The following is a 17,322-nucleotide window of genomic DNA, read 5'->3' as shown; positions in this document are numbered from 1 at the left end:
AAGCCCGGCATGCCGGGCTTTTGGTGCGAGGAAAGGGCGGTGCGTGGCTTACTGGAAGTTCACGCGGTCCAGCATCTGCTGCACTTTGGTCATGTGCTCGCCCACCGCGCTGATCGGAATGGTCTCGCTCTTGAAGGGCTTGCCGTCCGTCATGGCTTTCAGGGCCGGATTGCCCGGGTCCACGCCCTTGGCGGCGGGCCATTCGTTGTTGCCGTTGGCGAAGTAGTTCTGCGCCTCGGGGCTGGCCAGGTATTCCAGGAACTTGACCGCGTTGGCCTGGTTCTTGGTGTTGCGTGCCACGGCGCCACCGGCGATGTTCATGTGCGTGCCCCACGATTGCTGGTTGGGAAACACCACCGACACCTTGCTGGCGATGGTTTTGTCCTCGGGCTTTTCCGAACGCAGGATGCGGGCCAGGTAGTAGCTGTTGGTCACGGCGATGTCGCACTCGCCCGACGCCACGGCCTTGATCTGGTCGGTGTCGCCGCCCTTCGGAGGACGCGCCAGGTTGCCGGCCACGCCCTTGAGCCAGGCCTCGGCCTTCTGCTCACCCATGTGCTCGGTCACGGCGCCGAACAGGCTCAGGTTGTAGGGGTGCGAGCCGGAGCGGATGCAGATCTTGCCCTTGTTCTTCGGGTCGCCCAGCTCTTCATAGGTGTCCACGTCTTCCTTGCTGACCTTGTCCTTGTTGTAGACGATCACGCGGGCGCGGGTGGACAGGCCGAACCAGGCAATGCCGCCGTCGGCCGCGGGCTTGGCGCGCAGGTTGGAGGGGATGGTGTCTTCCAGCACCTTGGAGCGGATGGGCAGGAACAGGCCATCGACCTCGCCGCGGTACAGGCGGGCGGCGTCCACCAGCAGGATCACGTCGGCCGGGGAGGCGGTGCCTTCGGCCTTCAGGCGGGCCATGATGCCGGCGTCGTCGGCGTCCACGCGGTTCACCTTGATGCCGGTGGCCTTGGTGAAGCCGGTATACAGCGCTTCATCGGTGGCGTAGTGGCGGGCGGAGTACAGGTTGACGACCTGGTCCTGGGCGGAGGCGGCGCCAGCGGCGGCCAAAAGGCAGGCCGCCAAAACGGCTTTCATGGACTTCTGCATGGAGAGGGTCTCTTCTCTGGAGGTTGGAAACCGGGCGATGATAGGTCGAACGAGAATGATTCTTAAACAAGACCTGCTGAACCAGAGGTCATATCGCGGTGGTCCCGCCCGGCCCGCGGCCACTCCAAGCGCCGCGCGCCCATAAAAAAAAGCCCGGTCGCAAGACCGGACTTGAATTGGATCCCTGAAACCCGGTTTCGAGAGATCCAAGGAGACAACGGGTTTTAGCGCTTGCGCTGCTGCACGGCGGCGGCCGACTTGGCGGCGGCGTTGGCAGCGGTGTTGGCCACGGCATTGAAGTTGGCTTCAGCGACATCGCTGGCTTGCTTCACGGCCTTTTGAACGGATTCGAAGGCGTTGTTGGCGGCAGAGACGGCGCTCTTGAACACGGCCACGCTGGTTTCCGAACCGGCGGGTGCATTCTTGGCGGCGCTGTCCACCAGGTTGCTGAAGTTGCGCTGCACTTCGGACGCCTGGGCTTCGAACGTGCGGCCGAATTCGGCGCTGGTGCTCGAGGCGATGTCGTACAGGTGGCGGTTGTAGGCAGCGGTCTTTTCTGCCAGGGGCTGGAACAGGCTGGCTTGCAGGGACAGCAGTTCTTGCGCATCCTTGGCGCTCAGCACGGCTTGCGTGTGCGTGGCGACTTCGGCCAGGGCAGCGCGGGAAGCGGTGACGTTCAGTTCCACCAGCTTTTCCACGCCTTCGAATGCCTTGTTGGTCAGGCCGAACAGGGTTTCGAGGTGGGCCTTGTGGGATGCAATGAGTTGTTCCGGGGTCAGCGACATGGTGTATCTCCTATTGATAGGTCCTCGAGGGACGGATGGTTGAGACATCTGCGCTGTCGTGACCTGGAAGTCATGTTGCAGTGCAGCATGGGGCGGATTCTAGGCGGTTGAGTTCAGGAATCAAGCGATTTTGCTGCGTTGCAACATGATTAGAGTGCATAACCAAAAATGCCGGTCACCTGAGGCACATCAAAGGGGGCGCCTCCACTGGCAGAATTTGCCGCCATGAATGCCCCCACCGTTTCCACGCCGCCCCGCCGCCTGCCGGAGCCGCGCTCCGCATATTCCGTGTTCCGGACGATTACCACCCGCTGGGCGGATAACGACGCATATGGCCATGTCAATAATGTCGTGTATTACAGCTGGTTCGATACGGCAGTGAATTCCTATCTGATTGAGCGTGCGCCCTGGATATCCATGCGGGCGAGACGATCGGCCTGGTGGTCGAAACCCAGTGCCATTATTTCGCGCCGCTCGCTTTTCCCCAGACGGTGGAGGCTGGCATCCGCGTGGCGCACGTGGGCCGCTCCAGCGTGCGCTACGAAGTCGGGCTGTTCGCCGAGGGCGCGCCCGAGTCGGCGGCGGGCGGGCACTTCGTGCACGTGTATGTCGGCCGCGAGGACCGCCGGCCCCGCGCCTTGCCGCAGGCGCTGCTGGACGCCCTCGCCCCCCCTGCGCATCGCGGTCGGCACCTGACCCGGCCCCTTTCATGAAAAAAGCACCGGAACGCTCACGCGGCCGGTGCTTTTTGGAGGGGGGCGCGGCAGGCGGCAGCCCTTCGGCCGGGCCGCCTGGCGCGTCAATGCACGGTCAGGGCTTGTAGGTATCGCCCAGCACCACGCCTTCGCGGCGGGGATCGGCGCCGCCCTGCAGCACGCTCTCGCCGTTGCGCTGCACGCGGATGATGGTGCTCGTGCCGCTCGACTGGGCCGAGGTGGACACCGTGTGGCCCAGTGCGCGCAGGCCCGTGATCAGCGGGTCGTTGTTGCCGCCGTTGCTGCTGTTGATGGCCGGGTGTTCGCCGCCCAGCGAGGTCGTGGGGCTGTTGCTCGCGCCGAAGTCCACCAGCGAGGTGGCCTGCTGCGCATCCAGGCCCCAGTCGAGCGCGCCGACGACCGTCTTCACCACGTACTGGATGATGGTGCCGCCGCCGGGCGAGCCCGTGCCCATCAGGAAGTCGCCCATGCTGCCGTCCGCGGCCTTCTTGAACACCAGCGTGGGTGCCATCGAGCTGCGGGGCCGCTTGCCGGCTTCGACGCGGTTCGCCACCACGGCGCCGGTGCTGTCGGTCGGCGTGGCCGAGAAGTCGGTCAGCTGGTTGTTCAGCAAGAAGCCCTGCGTCATGTGGAACGAACCCATGCCGGCTTCCACCGTCGTGGTCATCACCACGGCATTGCCCTGCTTGTCCACGATGGTGAAGTGCGTCGTGCCCTTCTCGTCGATCAGGCTCACGCCGGCAGGCTTGTTGCTCAGGTCGCCGGCCACGGCCGTGCCCATGCTCTTGGTCATGCTGATCAGGCCCGCACGGTTGCGCAGGTAGGTCTTGTCCAGCATGGCCGCGGGCGAGCCGCCGGGCAGCGACACGAAGTCGGTGTCGGCGATGTACTTGTCGCGGTCGGCATAGGCCAGGCGCTCGGCCTCGCTCACCAGGTGCACGCCCATCACCGAAGGCTTGCCGCCTTCGATGTCGATGGCCGTGGGCTTGTAGTTGGCGAGGTTGAAGTTCTCCAGGATGCCGAGCGCCGACGCCACGGCGATGCCGCCGGAGGACGGTGGCGACATGCCGCACACCCAGTAGTCGCGGTAGGTCGTGCAGACCGGGTCGCGGCGCTTGGCGCGGTAGTTGGCCAGGTCGCTCATCTCGGTCAGGCCGGGGGTGATCGCCACGGTGGGCGTGCCGCCGCTGGTGACCTTGATCTTGTTCACGATGCCTTGCGCCACGGGGCCGGTGTAGAACGCATCGGCGCCGCCGCTGGCGATGGTGTTCAGCGTGGTGGCGTAGGCGGGGTTCTTGATCAGCGTGCCCAGGCCCTTGGGCGTGCCGTCGGCATTGAAGAAGTAGGCGACCGCCTCGGGATCGCGCGAGAGGCCGGTGGTGGCGCCGGCGATGGCGCTGGCCATGCGGCCGCTGATCTGGAAGCCGTCCGAGGCCAGCTTGACCGCGGGCTGGAACAGCTCGCTCCACTTGAGCTTGCCGTGGTCATGGTAAGCCATCTCCAGCATGCGCACGGCGCCGGGCGTGCCGATGGAGCGGCCGCTGGCGCGCGCGCCGCCGGGCTGCGGCAGGGTGCGGTCGCTGTCGCTGACCCAGCGCAGGTAGTTTTCCGTCGCGGCCGCGGGGGCGGTTTCGCGGCCGTCATAGGCCTGCACTTTCTTCTGCGCCGCATCGTAGTGCAGCATGAACGCGCCGCCGCCCAGGCCCGACGATTGCGGTTCGACCAGGCCCAGCACCATCTGCACCGCCACGGCCGCATCGACCGCGGAGCCGCCCTGGCGCAGCACTTCGCAGCCCGCGCGGGAGGCCAGCGGATTGGCCGTGCTCACCATGTACTGCTTGGCATAGACCGCGGTCTTGCCGACCTTGTAGCCAGAGGCGGGTTCGGGCGCTGCGGGATCGCCGGGCAGGCCGGAGCCGACCGTGACCGAGCCGCCATCGCTGACGACCGCGCAGGCCGAATCCTGTCCGGGAGCCGAAGCGCTGCCACTGCCACCCCCGCCACCGCCGCAGCCGGCAAGGACCAGCAGGGCGGCCGTCAGCGTGGCGGTGTAGCGCCAGACAGGGCGCGTGGTGGAGGGTGTGATGGGCGGGCGGGAATGGCGCATTGGAAAAATACCTTTGTTCTTGAAGAAGGAAGTGCCGTCGTCTCTGCGGCGCATCGAGCATACGCGCTGCGCGGGCCCGTTCGGACCCGCTCCATTCCGCCGTGCGACATGTGCGAGATGCGATCGGTGGCGAAGCGGGTGGGTCGGTGACGCGTGCGCGCGTTGCGGGATGCATGCAGTGCGGCGGCCGAAGTGCGGTGCAAGATCCGGACCAGTGCGGTGCCCGGCAATGGGGCGCCCTTGATGACACAATGCCATGCGACGGTGCGCCGCTGCCGTTCACTGCAGATGCCCAGCCGGCCCGCCGCGGCCGCTTCCACCCATGATCATCACCAGCCTGCTCGACACCGATCTCTACAAGTTCACCATGATGCAGGTGGTGCTGCACCAGTTTCCCGGCGCGCAGGTGGAGTACCGCTTTCGCTGCCGCAATCCCGGCGTGCAACTGGTGCCTTTCGTCAACGAGATCCGCGAGGAGATCCGCTCGCTGTGCAGCCTGCATTTCCAGGATGCCGAGCTGGCCTACCTGCGGTCCATGCGCTTCATCAAGAGCGATTTCGTGGATTTCCTCGGGCTCTTCCGGCTCAACGAAAAGTACATCACCGTGAGCCCGCTGGCCTCGGGCGAGATCGACATCACCATCACCGGGCCATGGCTGCACACCATTCTGTTCGAGGTGCCGGTGCTGGCCATCGTGAACGAGGTGTACTTTCGCAATACGCAGAAGGTGCCCGACTTTCCCGAAGGCCGCCGCCGGCTCGACGCCAAGATCGCCCTGCTGCAGGCCGATGGCCTGGGTGACCTCAAGATCGCCGACTACGGCACACGTCGCCGCTTCAGCCGCGCCTGGCACGAGGAGGTGCTGCGCGTGCTGTGCGCGCGCCTGGGTACGGGGGAGCGCCGCACGACAGGCGCGCCTTCGGGGCCGGGACAGTTTGCCGGCACGAGCAACGTGCTGTATGCCATGAAGCTCGGCGTGACGCCGCTGGGCACCATGGCGCACGAGTACTTGCAGGCCTGCCAGGCGCTGGGCCCGCGCCTGCGCGACAGCCAGATCTTCGGCTTCGAAATGTGGGCCAAGGAGTACCGTGGCGACCTGGGCATCGCGCTGTCGGACGTGTATGGCATGAGCGCCTTCCTGCGCGACTTCGACCTGTATTTCTGCAAGCTCTTCGACGGCGCGCGCCACGACAGCGGCGACCCGTTCGCCTGGGGCGAGCGCCTGCTCGACCACTACCGTCGCAACCGGGTCGATCCGCTGACCAAGACGCTGATCTTCAGCGACGCCCTCACCGTGCCGCGCACCATCGAGCTGTACCAGCAGTTCCGCGGGCGCTGCCAATTGGCCTTCGGCATCGGCACCAACCTCACCAACGACCTGGGCTGCGAGCCGCTGCAGGTCGTGATCAAGATGACGCGCTGCAACGGCCAGCCCGTGGCCAAGCTGTCCGACACCCCCGGCAAAGGCATGTGCGACGACGAGAAGTACCTGGCCTACCTGCGCCAGGTGTTCGAGATCCCGGCGCCGCAACGAACGCATCGACCCCCATGCAGCGCACCGGTCCGCCGGCGCGCGCTTTGATGGCCACCCCCAACCCCGTTCCCACTCTGGAGGCTTCCAACGCCATGTCCCTGTCCTTACTGATGTCCCGCGGCCTGCGTGGCTTGTTGCTGATCGCCACGGGCCTGCTGCCGGGCCTGGCGCGGGCCGCCGAGATCGACGGCAGCGCGCTGTCGGTGCTGTGGGGTGTGCCCTTCGCGGGCCTGTTGCTGTCGATCGCGCTGGTGCCGCTGTTCGCCCCCGCGTTCTGGCACCACCATTTCGGTAAGATCGCTGCCGCGTGGGCGCTGGCGTTCCTGCTGCCGTTCGCGGCAGTCTTCGGGGCCGGTGCGGCGGGTGTGAACCTGGTGCATGCGCTGCTGGCCGAGTACCTGCCTTTCGTCATCCTGCTGGCGGCGCTGTTCACCGTGGCGGGGGGCATCCACATCCGCGGCAACCTGCATGGCGGCCCCGGGCTGAACACGGCCATCCTGGCCATCGGCGCGGTGCTGGCAAGCTTCATGGGGACGACGGGCGCATCGATGCTGCTGATCCGGCCGCTGGTGCGCGCCAACGACCACCGCAAGCACGTGGCGCACATCGTCGTGTTCTTCATCTTCATCGTCTCCAACGCCGGGGGCTCGCTCACGCCGCTGGGGGACCCGCCGCTGTTCCTGGGCTTTTTGAAGGGCGTGGATTTCTTCTGGACGGTCGGGCACATCCATCAGGAGACGCTGTTCCTCGTGGGTTCGCTGCTGGCGATCTTCTACGCGATCGACCGCTGGTTCCATGGCCGGCCGGGCGAGGCGGCACGGCCGGACCCCACGCCCGACACGCGCTCGATCGGCTTCGACGGCCAGGTCAATTTCTGGCTGCTGGGCGCGGTGATCGCCCTGGTGCTGCTCAGCGGGTTCTGGAAGTCGCCGGTGGTGTGGAGCATCGCCGGCACGCCCGTGGGCCTGCCCGGGCTGGTGCGCGACGTGGGGCTGCTGGCGGTGGTGGGCGCCTCGCTGTGGCTCACGCCGCGCCAGGTGCACGCGGACAACCAGTTCGGCTGGGCTCCCATGCAGGAAGTGGCCAAGCTGTTCGCGGGCATCTTTCTCACCATCATCCCGGTCATCGCGATGCTCAAGGCGGGCACGCAGGGGCCGTTCGGCGCCATCGTCGGCGCGGTGACCCGGCCTGACGGCACCCCCGATCCGGCCATGTACTTCTGGGCCACCGGCCTGCTGAGCGCGTTCCTGGACAACGCGCCTACCTACCTCGTGTTCTTCAACACCGCCGGCGGCGACCCGGCCGTGCTCATGACCACGCTCGCCCCCACGCTGGCCGCGATCTCGGCCGGCGCCGTGTTCATGGGCGCGGGCACCTACATCGGCAATGCGCCCAACCTCATGGTCAAGGCCATTGCCGAAGAGCGCGGCGTGAAGATGCCCAGCTTCTTCGGCTACATGCTCTGGTCGTGCGGCATCCTGCTGCCGCTGCTCGTCGCCATGACATTCCTCTGGTTTCGCTGAAAGGTCCTGATCCATGTCCAAGCCCCGCATCCTGGTCGCCCGCGCCATCTTTCCCGAGGTGGTGGAGCGGCTCTCGCAGCATTTCGAGGTCGAGGCCAACCCCGCCGACGCGGTCTGGTCGCCGGCCGAACTGGCCGAGCGCCTGCAGGACAAGGACGGCGCCCTGACCACCGGCAGCCAGCGCATCGACGCCGAGTTGCTGGCGCGTTGCCCGCGGCTGCGCATCGTGGCCAACATGGCGGTGGGCTACAACAACTTCGACGTGAACGCGCTCACCGCGTCGGGCGTGCAGGGCACCAACACGCCCGACGTGCTGACCGAGACCACGGCGGATTTCGGCTTCGCGCTGCTCATGGCCACCGCGCGCCGCATGACCGAGAGCGAGCACTATCTGCGGGCCGGCCAGTGGACGAAATGGAGCTACGACATGTTCGCCGGCTCCGACGTGCACGGCAGCACGCTCGGCATCCTGGGCATGGGCCGCATCGGGCAGGGCATCGCCCGGCGCGGCGCGCACGGCTTCGGCATGCAGGTGATCTACCACAACCGCTCCCGCCTCTCGCCCGCGCTGGAGGGCGAATGCGGCGCGCGCTACGTCTCCAAGGAGGAGTTGCTGCGCAAGGCCGACCACCTCGTGCTGGTGCTGCCCTACACGGCCGAGTCGCACCACGCCATCGGCGCCGCCGAGCTGGCGCAGATGAAGCCGACCGCCACCCTGGTCAACATCGCGCGCGGCGGCATCGTGGACGACGCGGCGCTCGCGGCGGCGCTGCGCGACAAGCGCATCGCAGCGGCCGGGCTGGACGTGTTCGAGGGCGAGCCGCAGGTGCACCCGGACCTGCTCACCGTGCCCAACGTGGTGCTGACCCCGCACATCGCCAGCGCCACCGTGCCCACGCGGCTGGCGATGGCCAACCTGGCGGCGGACAACCTGATCGCGTTCTTCGACGGCCGGGGCGCGCTGACGCCCGTGAACACGCCGGGCGAACGGCCGGTGTGACGGAGGCCGCCACGGTGCTTCCGCGCCGCGGTTTAGAGCCGAATCGGCCACATGCCGGCGATTTTCATGCCGGTGTAGCTATCAAATAAATAGCAAAAGGAGTGTCGGGTTTTGGAAATGTTCGCTGTCCTGGGTTTGCTGGTGCTGGTCGTCCTGATGCTTGGGGTGCTGCTGCTGCGCAGCCCGCGCGCCGAACTGCCCCCCGAGTGGCTGATGCGCCTGCAGCGCCTGGAGGCCACGGCCCAGGCCACGCAGCTGGCGGTGGCCAAGAACGATGGCGCGCTGGAGGGCATGGCCCAGCAGCTGCGCGGCTTCACGCAGACCATGCAGGGCACGCTGGAAAGCGTGCGCCAGGCCGTGGACGAGCGGCTGGCCCAGGCGGTGCACGAGTCGCGCAGCGGCCGGGCGGAGCTGCTCGCGGCCTTCACCGCCTTCGAAGGCAAGCTGGAGCAGCGCCTGGCGCTGGGCCAGACCGATGCCGTCGCGGCGCGGCAGGAACTGGTGCAGGCGCTGGGCGCTTTCCGCGCCGAACTCACGCAGACTGGCGAAGCCCTGCGCGGCGTGCTCAACGAGCGCCTGTCCGCCATCCAGGCCGACAACGCCGCCAAGCTGGAGGAGATGCGCCGCACCGTGGACGAGAAGCTGCACGCCACGCTGGAGCAGCGCCTGGGCGAATCCTTCAAGCTGGTGAGCGACCGGCTGGAGCAGGTGCACAAGGGCCTGGGCGAGATGCAGACGCTGGCCGGCAGTGTGGGCGACCTCAAGCGCGTGATGACCAACGTGAAGACGCGCGGCACCTGGGGCGAGATGCAGCTGGGCGCCATCATCGAGAACGTGCTCACCGTGGACCAGTTCGCGCGCAACGTGAAGGTCGTGCCCGGCAGCGACGACCTGGTGGAGTTCGCCATCCGGCTGCCGGGCCGGGGCGACGAGCAACCCGTGTGGCTGCCCTTCGACTCCAAGTATCCGGTGGAGCAGTACCAGCGCCTGCTGGACGCGCAGGACCTGGCCGACAAGGCGGCGGTGCTCTCCGCGGGCAACGCCTTCGAGACCTCCATCAAGGCCGAGGCGCGCAAGATCTTCGCCAAGTACGTGTCGCCGCCGCACACCACCGACTTCGCCGTGATGTACCTGCCCACCGAGGGCCTGTTCGCCGAGGTGATTCGCCGGCCCGGGCTGGTGGAGGCGCTGCAGAACGACTGCCGCGTGATGATCACCGGGCCCGCCAATCTGGCGGCCATGCTCAGCAGCCTGCAGATGGGCTTCAAGACGCTGGCGATCGAAAAGCGCTCGTCCGAGGTGTGGGGCCTGCTCGGCGCGGTGAAGACGGAGTTCTCCAAGTTCGGCGACGTGGTCGAGGCCACGCGCAAATCCATCGACGCGGCGGCCCGGCGGTTCGATGAGGTGGGCGTGCGCACGCGCGCCATCCAGCGCCAGCTGCGCGAAGTGCAGGCCCTGCCGGCCCCGGGGGCGGCGGTGCCCCTGGCGGGTGCGGGTGCCACGGATGGCGGGCTACCGCCCACTACCGAAGACGAGGCCGTTTGACATGAACACCGCACTGGCCCGCCTGATCGCCGGACAGATCTGCATTCACGCCTGCATGGCCGGCATGCGGCTGGCCGCACCGCTGCTGGCCCTGCGCGAGGGCTACAGCGCGGCGGCGGTCGGCATCCTGCTCGCGCTGTTCGCGCTCACCCAGGTGTTCCTGGCGCTGCCGGCGGGCCGCTATGCCGACCGCCATGGCCTCAAGCGCCCGGTCGGCTATGCCGTGGTCGTGGCGGTGGTCGGGGCGGCCGGGGCGCTGGTGTGGCCGGCGTTTCCCATGCTGTGCCTGGCCGCGCTCATGACGGGCGGCGCCACGGGGGCCGCCACCATTGCCCTGCAGCGCCATGTGGGGCGCGCGGCGCACGACTCCACGCAGCTGCGCCAGGTGTTCAGCTGGCTGGCGATCGGCCCGGCCGTGTCCAACTTCGTCGGGCCGTTCTGCGCCGGGATGCTCATCGACCATGCCGGTCCCACGGCCGGCAGCACCGAGGGCTACCGCGCCGCCTTCGCGCTGATGGCCGTGCTGCCCATCGCCACCTGGTTCTGGGTGAGGGCCACCGTGGAACTGCCGCCCGTGATCGCGGCGGCCGGCGGCGTGCGCCCCCGGGCCTGGGACCTGCTGGCCGAGCCCGGCTTTCGCCGCCTGCTCATCGTGAACTGGCTGCTGTCGTCGTGCTGGGACGTGCACACCTTCGTGGTGCCGCTCCTGGGCCACGAGCGGGGCCTGTCGGCGTCGGTGATCGGCACCATCCTGGGTGCGTTCGCCATTGCGGCGGCCGTGATCCGCGTGCTCATGCCCCTGGTGGCAGCCCACCTGCGCGAGGCGGTCGTGGTCACCTGGGCGATGGTCACCACGGCGGTGCTGTTCGCGGTGTACCCCTTGCTGCCCAACCCGTGGGCACTGGGCCTGTGTTCGGTGCTGCTGGGCTTCGCGCTGGGATCGGTGCAGCCGATGATCATGAGCATGCTGCACCAGATCACGCCATCGCATCGCCACGGCGAGGCGCTCGGCCTGCGGCTGATGGCCATCAATGGTTCGAGCGTGCTGATGCCGGTGCTGTTCGGATCGGCAGGGGCGCTGATCGGGGTGGCAGGGCTTTTCTGGGTCGTGGGGGCGGTGGTGGGCCTGGGGGGGCGTATAGCGTGGCGGATGGGGGATTCCGTTTCGGCGCATCACTGATTGCAAGAGGTTGAACGGTGCGCGCCCATCGCGCAGTGATTCGCCGGACGCTGACAATCTTCGTTAACCTACCGGGTGGGTTGGAGTGCTTTTGCCATAGTTTCTCAACGCAATACCCCGAGGAAACCATGGTTCGAGTCAAGTCTCGCAACGCCGATATACCGTCTTCAAGCCGCAGCTCTGACGAGAAAGCCAGTTCATCTAAAAAAGAGAGCAGTTCCGCGTCTCTCTCGCGTGATGGGCAACTCAAGGATCTGCCAAGTCGCAATGCTTCCAGCCGCGCTGGCCAGTCAACATCTGCTCCCCGCGGACGTCTTCCTTCCGGCGCTTCGCAGGCGCCAGACCGCGCAACCCCTGCGTCTTCCTTGCTTGGGAGAGCCGCTGAGGTGGCAGGCGGAGCGCTGCATCTCTCGTGGAAAACTTATGTGGGGGTGGCCGCAGTGGCTGCCGGATACGGGGTTTTCAAGCAAGCCGGCACTGCGCAACCCAAGCCGTCAGGCCCCGGCCCATTGGTCGACATGCCGACATTACATCAAGCGAAAGCTGAGGTCATGGACCGGCACGCGGCCTTCATCCCGGCTGATAGTGTGTGCCATGCGGTCGAACCCCAGGTGACTTCGAATTTGCCGAATGGCTATCGTGGCCTAGTCAGACGCCACAAGTCTGAGCCAACGAGTTTGTCGGTCAGGGAAGGACTGGCACGCGATGTCGGCATCCACACGGCCCGCCATGAATTCCTGCATTGCTTCAGCCATCCGAATTTCGTGAAGGGGCTGGCGGGTAGCCCTCATCAGAATTCCATTGACGAGGCGTTGACAGAGTATTTCGCCGATCAGTTTCCAGATCATCCCAACACGATGACGGTCGCCGATCTGCCGCTGTCCAACGGAAAAACCGGAGTGGCGGCAGCGGCTGAACTGGAACGCGCTGTCGGTAAAAAAAACGCTACAGCGCGCCTATTTCCAAGGCGAGCCTCGTGCCATGGCCAAGGTCGTTGACGCCCTCGTGGATATCTTTCCCAAAGAAACGACACCGATGGCCTGGATCAGCATCATGCGGTTCGATCAGCAACCTGCCAAGCAAGCGTTGGCGGAGTGTTTCATTGGCGCAGCGCTTCTGTACACCGACCGCATGCCCGAGGAAAAAGAACGATTGGTCGTTCCGGGTCATTTTCTGCCACTGAGACATTTTGCAGATATCACTCCATCGCAGGCAGCCTCCCTCAGACAGCAGGCTGAGGCGGCCCAAGCGCGGCATGGGCGCATCTTCGATCAGGCCTTTTGTAATTTCGAGCCAGCCCGGCAACGTGCCGCGATGGACAAGATCGCTCAGGAACTGCAAGCCCAGTGGCGGCCGGTTTTGGCCTGACGCAGGACCCGTCCGTGCATTCGACAGCGAGGTTGCGTCGGGCCTGAACTGCCATCAAAGCTTGTAGAACGCCTTGATGATGTTCCAGGCTTCCTGCGGGTCGTCCGTGTAGTGGAACAGGTTCAGGTCGGCGGCGGAGATGGTGCCTTGCTCCACCAGCGCATCGAAGTTGACCAGCTTCTTCCAGAAGTCGGTGCCGAACAGCACGATGGGTACCGGCTTGGCCTTGCCGGTCTGCACAAGGGTGAGCACTTCGAACAATTCGTCCAGCGTGCCGAAGCCGCCGGGGAATGCCACCAGGGCCTTGGCGCGCATCATGAAGTGCATCTTGCGCAGCGCGAAGTAGTGGAACTTGTAGCTCAGCGAGGGCGAGATGAAGCGGTTGCCGCTTTGCTCGTGGGGCAGGGCGATGTTCAGGCCCACGTTGAGCGCGCCGACGTCGTGCGCGCCGCGGTTGGCGGCCTCCATGATGCCCGGCCCGCCGCCGGTGCACACGTAGATGCGGTCCGCCGGCTGCTGCTGTTCGCTGTGCTCGGCCACCACGCGCGCGAACTGGCGCGCCAGGTCGTAGTAGCGGGCGTTGCGCACGGCGAGTCTGGCGCGTGCGATGCGGCTGTCGTCACCGCTCGCCTCGGCATCGGCCAATTGCTGCTCGGCTTCGTCGGGGGCGATGAAGCGCGCGCTGCCGTACACCACCACGGTGTTCTCGATGCCCTGTGCGGTCTGGCCCAGATCGGGCTTGAGCATTTCGAGCTGGAAGCGGATGCCGCGCGTTTCGCGCCGCAGCAGGAATTCGGGGTCCGCGAACGCCAGCCGGTAGGCATCGGCGTGCAGCGGGTTGCCGTTCACGGCGTGGTTGTTCAATTCGGCCCAGGCATTGGCCAGGCGGCTGTCGTTGAGTTCGGTATTGGAATCCATGGGGTGAGATTGTGGGGGCAAAAAAGAAGGGCCCGTTGCCGGGCGTCGGTCAGCGGGCCGCCCACCACAGGGCCGTGCGCATGCCGGCCCAGGTGAGGGTGAAGGAGCCGCCCACGTGCAAAAGCAGCGTGGCCAGCGCGATGCCGTAGCGCTGCTGCAGCAGCATGGTGACGACTTCGGCAGAGAAGCTGGAGAAGGTGGTCAGGGTACCGAGAAAGCCGGTGATGATGAGCAGCCGCCAGGCCGGGTCGATGTCCGGCCGCTGGGTGAACACGGCGATGGCGATGCCAATCAGGTAGCCGCCGATGAGGTTCACCGCCAGCGTGCCCCAGGGCAGCAGGCCGCCGGGGTTGAGCCACAGGGCGAAGCCCCAGCGCAGCAGGGCGCCCAGGCAGGCGGCCAGGCAAATGACGGCGACGTGAAGCAGCATGCCGCAAAGTATCGCAAAAACCCGGGGCCTCGCCGCCGAGGCGCTGTCATCCGTGGAGTGGAGGCGGCCTGCTGCCCCAGCAGGCCGGCGCCTAGCCGCCGTCCTTGCCCATCACCAGGTCCGGCAGCACGGTGACGATCTGCGGGAACACGGTGATGATCGCGATGCACACCACCAGGCACAGGAAGAACGGAATGGCCGCGCGTGCAATCGTGTTGCTGTCCTTGCCGGTCATGTTCTGCAGCACGAAGAGGTTGAAACCCACGGGCGGCGTGACCTCGGCGATCTCCACCAGCAGCACGATGAAGATGCCGAACCAGATCAGGTCGAAGCCGGCCTTCTGGATCATGGGCAGCACCACCGCGCTGGTGAGCACGATCATGCTGATGCCGTCCAGCGCCGTGCCCAGCACGAGGTAGACGATCGTCAGCACGCCGATCAGTGCGAAGGGCGAGAGGTTCATCGCATTGACCCACTCGGCCAGCTCGCGCGGAATGCCGGTGAAGGCCATGGTCTTGGTCAGGAAGGCCGCGCCGGCCAGGATGAACATGATCATGCAGCTGGTGCGCGTGGTGCTCATCAGCCCTTCGGTGAAGTTCTTCCACGTGAGCGAGCGGCTCCACAGCGCCAGCCCCAGCGAGCCGGCCACGCCATAGGCGGCGCACTCGGTGGCGGTGGCGTAGCCGGCCACCAGCACCCACACGATGAAGACGATCAGGACCGCCACCGGAATCAGGTTGCCGGACTGCCGGATCTTCTGGCGGAAGGTCGTCGGTGCATCGGCCGGCGGCACCTTGTCGGGGTTGCGCAGGCTCCACCAGCCGATGTAGCCCGAAAACAGCAGCATCAGCAGCAGGCCCGGCAGGAAGCCCGCCAGGAAGATGCGGATGATGGAGGCATCTGCCGCCACCGCATACACCACCATGGTGATGGATGGCGGAATGAGAATGCCCAGCGTGCCTGCCGTGGCGAGCGAGCCCAGCGCCAGGCGCTCGTCGTAGCCGCGCTTGAGCAGCTCGGGCAGGGCCACCTTGCTGATGGTGGCGCAGGTGGCGGCGGACGAGCCCGACACCGATCCGAAAATGCCGCACCCCAGGATGGTGGTGTGCATCAGCCGGCCCGGCACCCGGTTGAGCCAGGGCCGCAGGCCCTCGAACATCTCTTCGCTCAGCTTGGTGCGAAACAGGATCTCGCCCATCCAGATGAAGAGCGGCAGCGCCGCCAGCTCCCAGCTGGCATTGCTTTCCCAGAAGGCCGAGAACAAATTCTTGCCCGGCTGCGTGTTCGTGAAGAACGCCTGTCCGACCCAGCCGCAGATCGCCAGCGTCATCGCGATCCAGACGCCGCCCGAGAGCAGCACGATCATCAGCAGCAGCAAGATGCCGCCCACCATCAGAATGTCCATGGGATTCTTCTTTCGGGCCCGGCCGGGCCGCAGCGAGGGTTCAGGTCGGGTGGAGGGTCAGATGTCGGAAGAGAAATCGCCGCGCGCATGCCGGTCCTCGACTTCGCGCACGAAGGTGGGCACGCCGCCGCGCAGGACGATGATGAATTCATCGACCACCGCGACGAACAGCAGCACCGAACCCAGTGCGAAGCTCATCTGGGGAATCCATATCGGCAGCGGCAGCAGGCCCTGGGCCACATCGTTGAACTCCCAGCTTTCGTAGGTGAAGAGGCACGCCGACCAGGCCAGGTAAGCCACTGCCACCGAGCCGATGGCCAGCGAGACGATCTCGAACTGCCGGCGCCGGGGCGGCGAGAGCTTTTCCAGCAGCAGCGTGACCCGCACGAAGTCGCCGTGCTTGAAGGCATGCGCCATGGCGAAGAACGCCGCGGCGGCGCAGAACCACGCCACCACGTCGTTCAGCGCCCCGGTGCGCACCCCGACCTCGCGCAGCACGCTCTGCGCGATCATCAGCACGCAGATCAGGGCCACGAAGGTGGCGCCCAGGGCGCCCGCGCCCAGGTACAGGCGGTCCAGGAAGCGGCGCATCACTTGGCTGCCACGGGAGCCGGCTTGCGGTAGGCGGCGATGATGGCCTCGCCATCGGGGCCGGCCTTCTTGAGCCAGTCGGCCAGCATGATGTCACCGACCTGGCGCAGGTCGGCCACCAGCTTCGGCGGGGGCGGGAGGATCTTCATGCCCTTGTCGGTCAGGGCCTTCTTGTACCACTCGTTCTTTTCTGCGCTGACCTTCCAGCCGCGGGCCTCGGCCGCTGCGGCGCTCTTGAGCAGTTCGTACTGCGTGGGCTTGTCGAGCGCGTCGAAGGCCTTCTTGCTCACGATCACCGCGTTCTTGGGCAGCCAGGCCTGGGTGTCGTAGAAGTACTTGATGCTCTCGTAGAGCTTGCTGTCGTAGCCGGTGGAACCGGAGGTCATCATCGATTCGACCGCGCCGGTGGCCGTGGCCTGCGACAGCTCAGCCGCCTGGATGGTGACGGGCTGCGCGCCGATCAGCTCGGCGATCTTGGCCGTGGCGGGGCTGTAGGCGCGCCATTTGATGCCCCGCAGATTGGCCACCGAGGTGATTTCCCGCTTGGAGTAGATGCCCTGCGGAGGCCAGGCCACGGTGTACAGCAGCCGCAGGCCCTGCGCATTGAGCAGTTTTTCGAGCACAGGCTTTTGCGCTTCGTACAGCCGCTTGGAATCGGCGTACGAGGTGGCCAGGAACGGAATGCCGTCCACGCCGAAGATGGGGTTCTCGTTCTCGAAGTTGGGCAGCAGGATCTCGCCGGCCGGCGCCTGCCCGCCCTGCACGGCGCGCTTGATCTCGTTGGCCTTGAACAGCGATGCATTGGCATGCACCGTGATCTTGAGCTTGCCGCCCGTGGCGGTGTCCACGTCCTTGGCAAACTCCATCAGGTTCTCGGTGTGGAAGTTGGTGGCGGGATAGCCGCGGCCAGGTCCCATTTGGTCTGCGCGAACGCGGTGGGGGCACACAGTCCGCAACCCAGGGCGCCGGCAAGGGCCCATGCGGACAGAGGGAGAGCGCTACGCTTCATCGATGAACTCCACAGTGGTAGTGAGACAGGGAAACGAAAGACCGCATTCAATGTAACCGCGTGTTTGCGGCAACACCCTCAGGTGTTTACCTGAACAAAGCGCATGGCAAAGG

General features: G+C 66.4%; 14 protein-coding genes and 2 pseudogenes. 8 read left to right on the top strand and 8 right to left on the bottom strand.

What is annotated here, in order from left to right; genetic code table 11:
• Positions 1–48 precede the first annotated feature (48 nt).
• Together AC27KI_RS02920 and AC27KI_RS02915 are read right to left on the bottom strand one after the other, a co-directional pair.
• Positions 49–1,098: an extracellular solute-binding protein gene (locus AC27KI_RS02920; protein WP_284403705.1), complete on the bottom strand. Its 1,050-nt coding sequence runs from the start codon at positions 1,096–1,098 to the stop codon at positions 49–51.
• 224 nt (positions 1,099–1,322) lie between these two features.
• Positions 1,323–1,883, bottom strand: coding sequence for a phasin family protein (locus AC27KI_RS02915; protein ID WP_272568836.1), 561 nt, complete (start codon positions 1,881–1,883; stop codon positions 1,323–1,325).
• 225 nt (positions 1,884–2,108) lie between these two features.
• Between AC27KI_RS02915 and AC27KI_RS02910 the strand changes: the two are divergent.
• Positions 2,109–2,596: pseudogene (locus AC27KI_RS02910) on the top strand (acyl-CoA thioesterase).
• 97 nt (positions 2,597–2,693) lie between these two features.
• Here AC27KI_RS02910 and ggt read toward each other — a convergent pair.
• Positions 2,694–4,706: a gamma-glutamyltransferase gene (gene ggt, locus AC27KI_RS02905; protein ID WP_487112532.1), complete on the bottom strand. Its 2,013-nt coding sequence runs from the start codon at positions 4,704–4,706 to the stop codon at positions 2,694–2,696.
• 322 nt (positions 4,707–5,028) lie between these two features.
• On the opposite strand from ggt, the gene pncB reads away from it, so the two are divergent.
• The 7 genes from pncB to AC27KI_RS02870 all read left to right on the top strand — a co-directional run bounded on the left by pncB (position 5,029) and on the right by AC27KI_RS02870 (position 12,856).
• Entirely contained in the window at positions 5,029–6,288 is a 1,260-nt protein-coding gene (gene pncB / locus AC27KI_RS02900; RefSeq protein WP_487112529.1) for a nicotinate phosphoribosyltransferase, read from the top strand.
• Positions 6,289–6,350: 62 nt separating this feature from the next.
• On the top strand, positions 6,351–7,763 hold the full coding sequence (locus AC27KI_RS02895) for a sodium:proton antiporter (RefSeq protein ID WP_284429554.1): 1,413 nt from the start codon (positions 6,351–6,353) through the stop codon (positions 7,761–7,763).
• A gap of 13 nt (positions 7,764–7,776) precedes the next feature.
• The gene (locus AC27KI_RS02890; RefSeq protein ID WP_487112527.1) at positions 7,777–8,763 is read left to right on the top strand and encodes a 2-hydroxyacid dehydrogenase; all 987 of its coding nucleotides are present in this window, start codon (positions 7,777–7,779) and stop codon (positions 8,761–8,763) included.
• 117 nt (positions 8,764–8,880) lie between these two features.
• Positions 8,881–10,308 (top strand): DNA recombination protein RmuC, encoded by a 1,428-nt coding sequence (locus AC27KI_RS02885; protein ID WP_487112525.1) that lies wholly within the window; start codon positions 8,881–8,883, stop codon positions 10,306–10,308.
• Between the two features lies 1 nt (position 10,309).
• A complete protein-coding gene (locus AC27KI_RS02880; RefSeq protein ID WP_487112523.1) occupies positions 10,310–11,488 on the top strand; it encodes an MFS transporter in 1,179 nt (392 codons plus the stop codon).
• Between the two features lie 551 nt (positions 11,489–12,039).
• Positions 12,040–12,486, top strand: coding sequence for a hypothetical protein (locus AC27KI_RS02875; protein ID WP_487112521.1), 447 nt, complete (start codon positions 12,040–12,042; stop codon positions 12,484–12,486).
• Positions 12,470–12,856: a hypothetical protein gene (locus AC27KI_RS02870; protein ID WP_487089675.1), complete on the top strand. Its 387-nt coding sequence runs from the start codon at positions 12,470–12,472 to the stop codon at positions 12,854–12,856. The genes AC27KI_RS02875 and AC27KI_RS02870 overlap by 17 nt, the downstream gene beginning before the upstream one ends.
• Before the next feature lie 54 nt (positions 12,857–12,910).
• Here AC27KI_RS02870 and AC27KI_RS02865 read toward each other — a convergent pair whose 3' ends face one another.
• The 5 genes and pseudogenes from AC27KI_RS02865 to AC27KI_RS02845 all read right to left on the bottom strand — a co-directional run bounded on the left by AC27KI_RS02865 (position 12,911) and on the right by AC27KI_RS02845 (position 17,209).
• Entirely contained in the window at positions 12,911–13,774 is an 864-nt protein-coding gene (locus AC27KI_RS02865; RefSeq protein WP_284428669.1) for an LOG family protein, read from the bottom strand.
• A 49-nt stretch (positions 13,775–13,823) separates the two neighbouring features.
• Positions 13,824–14,204 carry a fluoride efflux transporter CrcB gene (gene crcB, locus AC27KI_RS02860; RefSeq protein ID WP_284401062.1) on the bottom strand — a complete coding sequence of 127 codons (381 nt, stop codon included), beginning with the start codon at positions 14,202–14,204 and terminating at the stop codon, positions 13,824–13,826.
• A gap of 91 nt (positions 14,205–14,295) precedes the next feature.
• Positions 14,296–15,609 carry a TRAP transporter large permease gene (locus tag AC27KI_RS02855; protein ID WP_284427132.1) on the bottom strand — a complete coding sequence of 438 codons (1,314 nt, stop codon included), beginning with the start codon at positions 15,607–15,609 and terminating at the stop codon, positions 14,296–14,298.
• 57 nt (positions 15,610–15,666) lie between these two features.
• Complete coding sequence (locus tag AC27KI_RS02850) at positions 15,667–16,200, bottom strand: TRAP transporter small permease (protein ID WP_487112518.1); 534 nt, start codon at positions 16,198–16,200, stop codon at positions 15,667–15,669.
• Positions 16,200–17,209, bottom strand: a pseudogene (locus AC27KI_RS02845) (TRAP transporter substrate-binding protein). The gene AC27KI_RS02850 and the pseudogene AC27KI_RS02845 overlap by 1 nt, the downstream one beginning before the upstream one ends.
• Positions 17,210–17,322: the final 113 nt, after the last annotated feature.

Source organism: Acidovorax sp. KPB24-03 (assembly GCF_057546605.1).
Note: the sequence above shows the minus strand (reverse complement) of the source record. Positions and strands in the feature narration are given on the sequence as shown.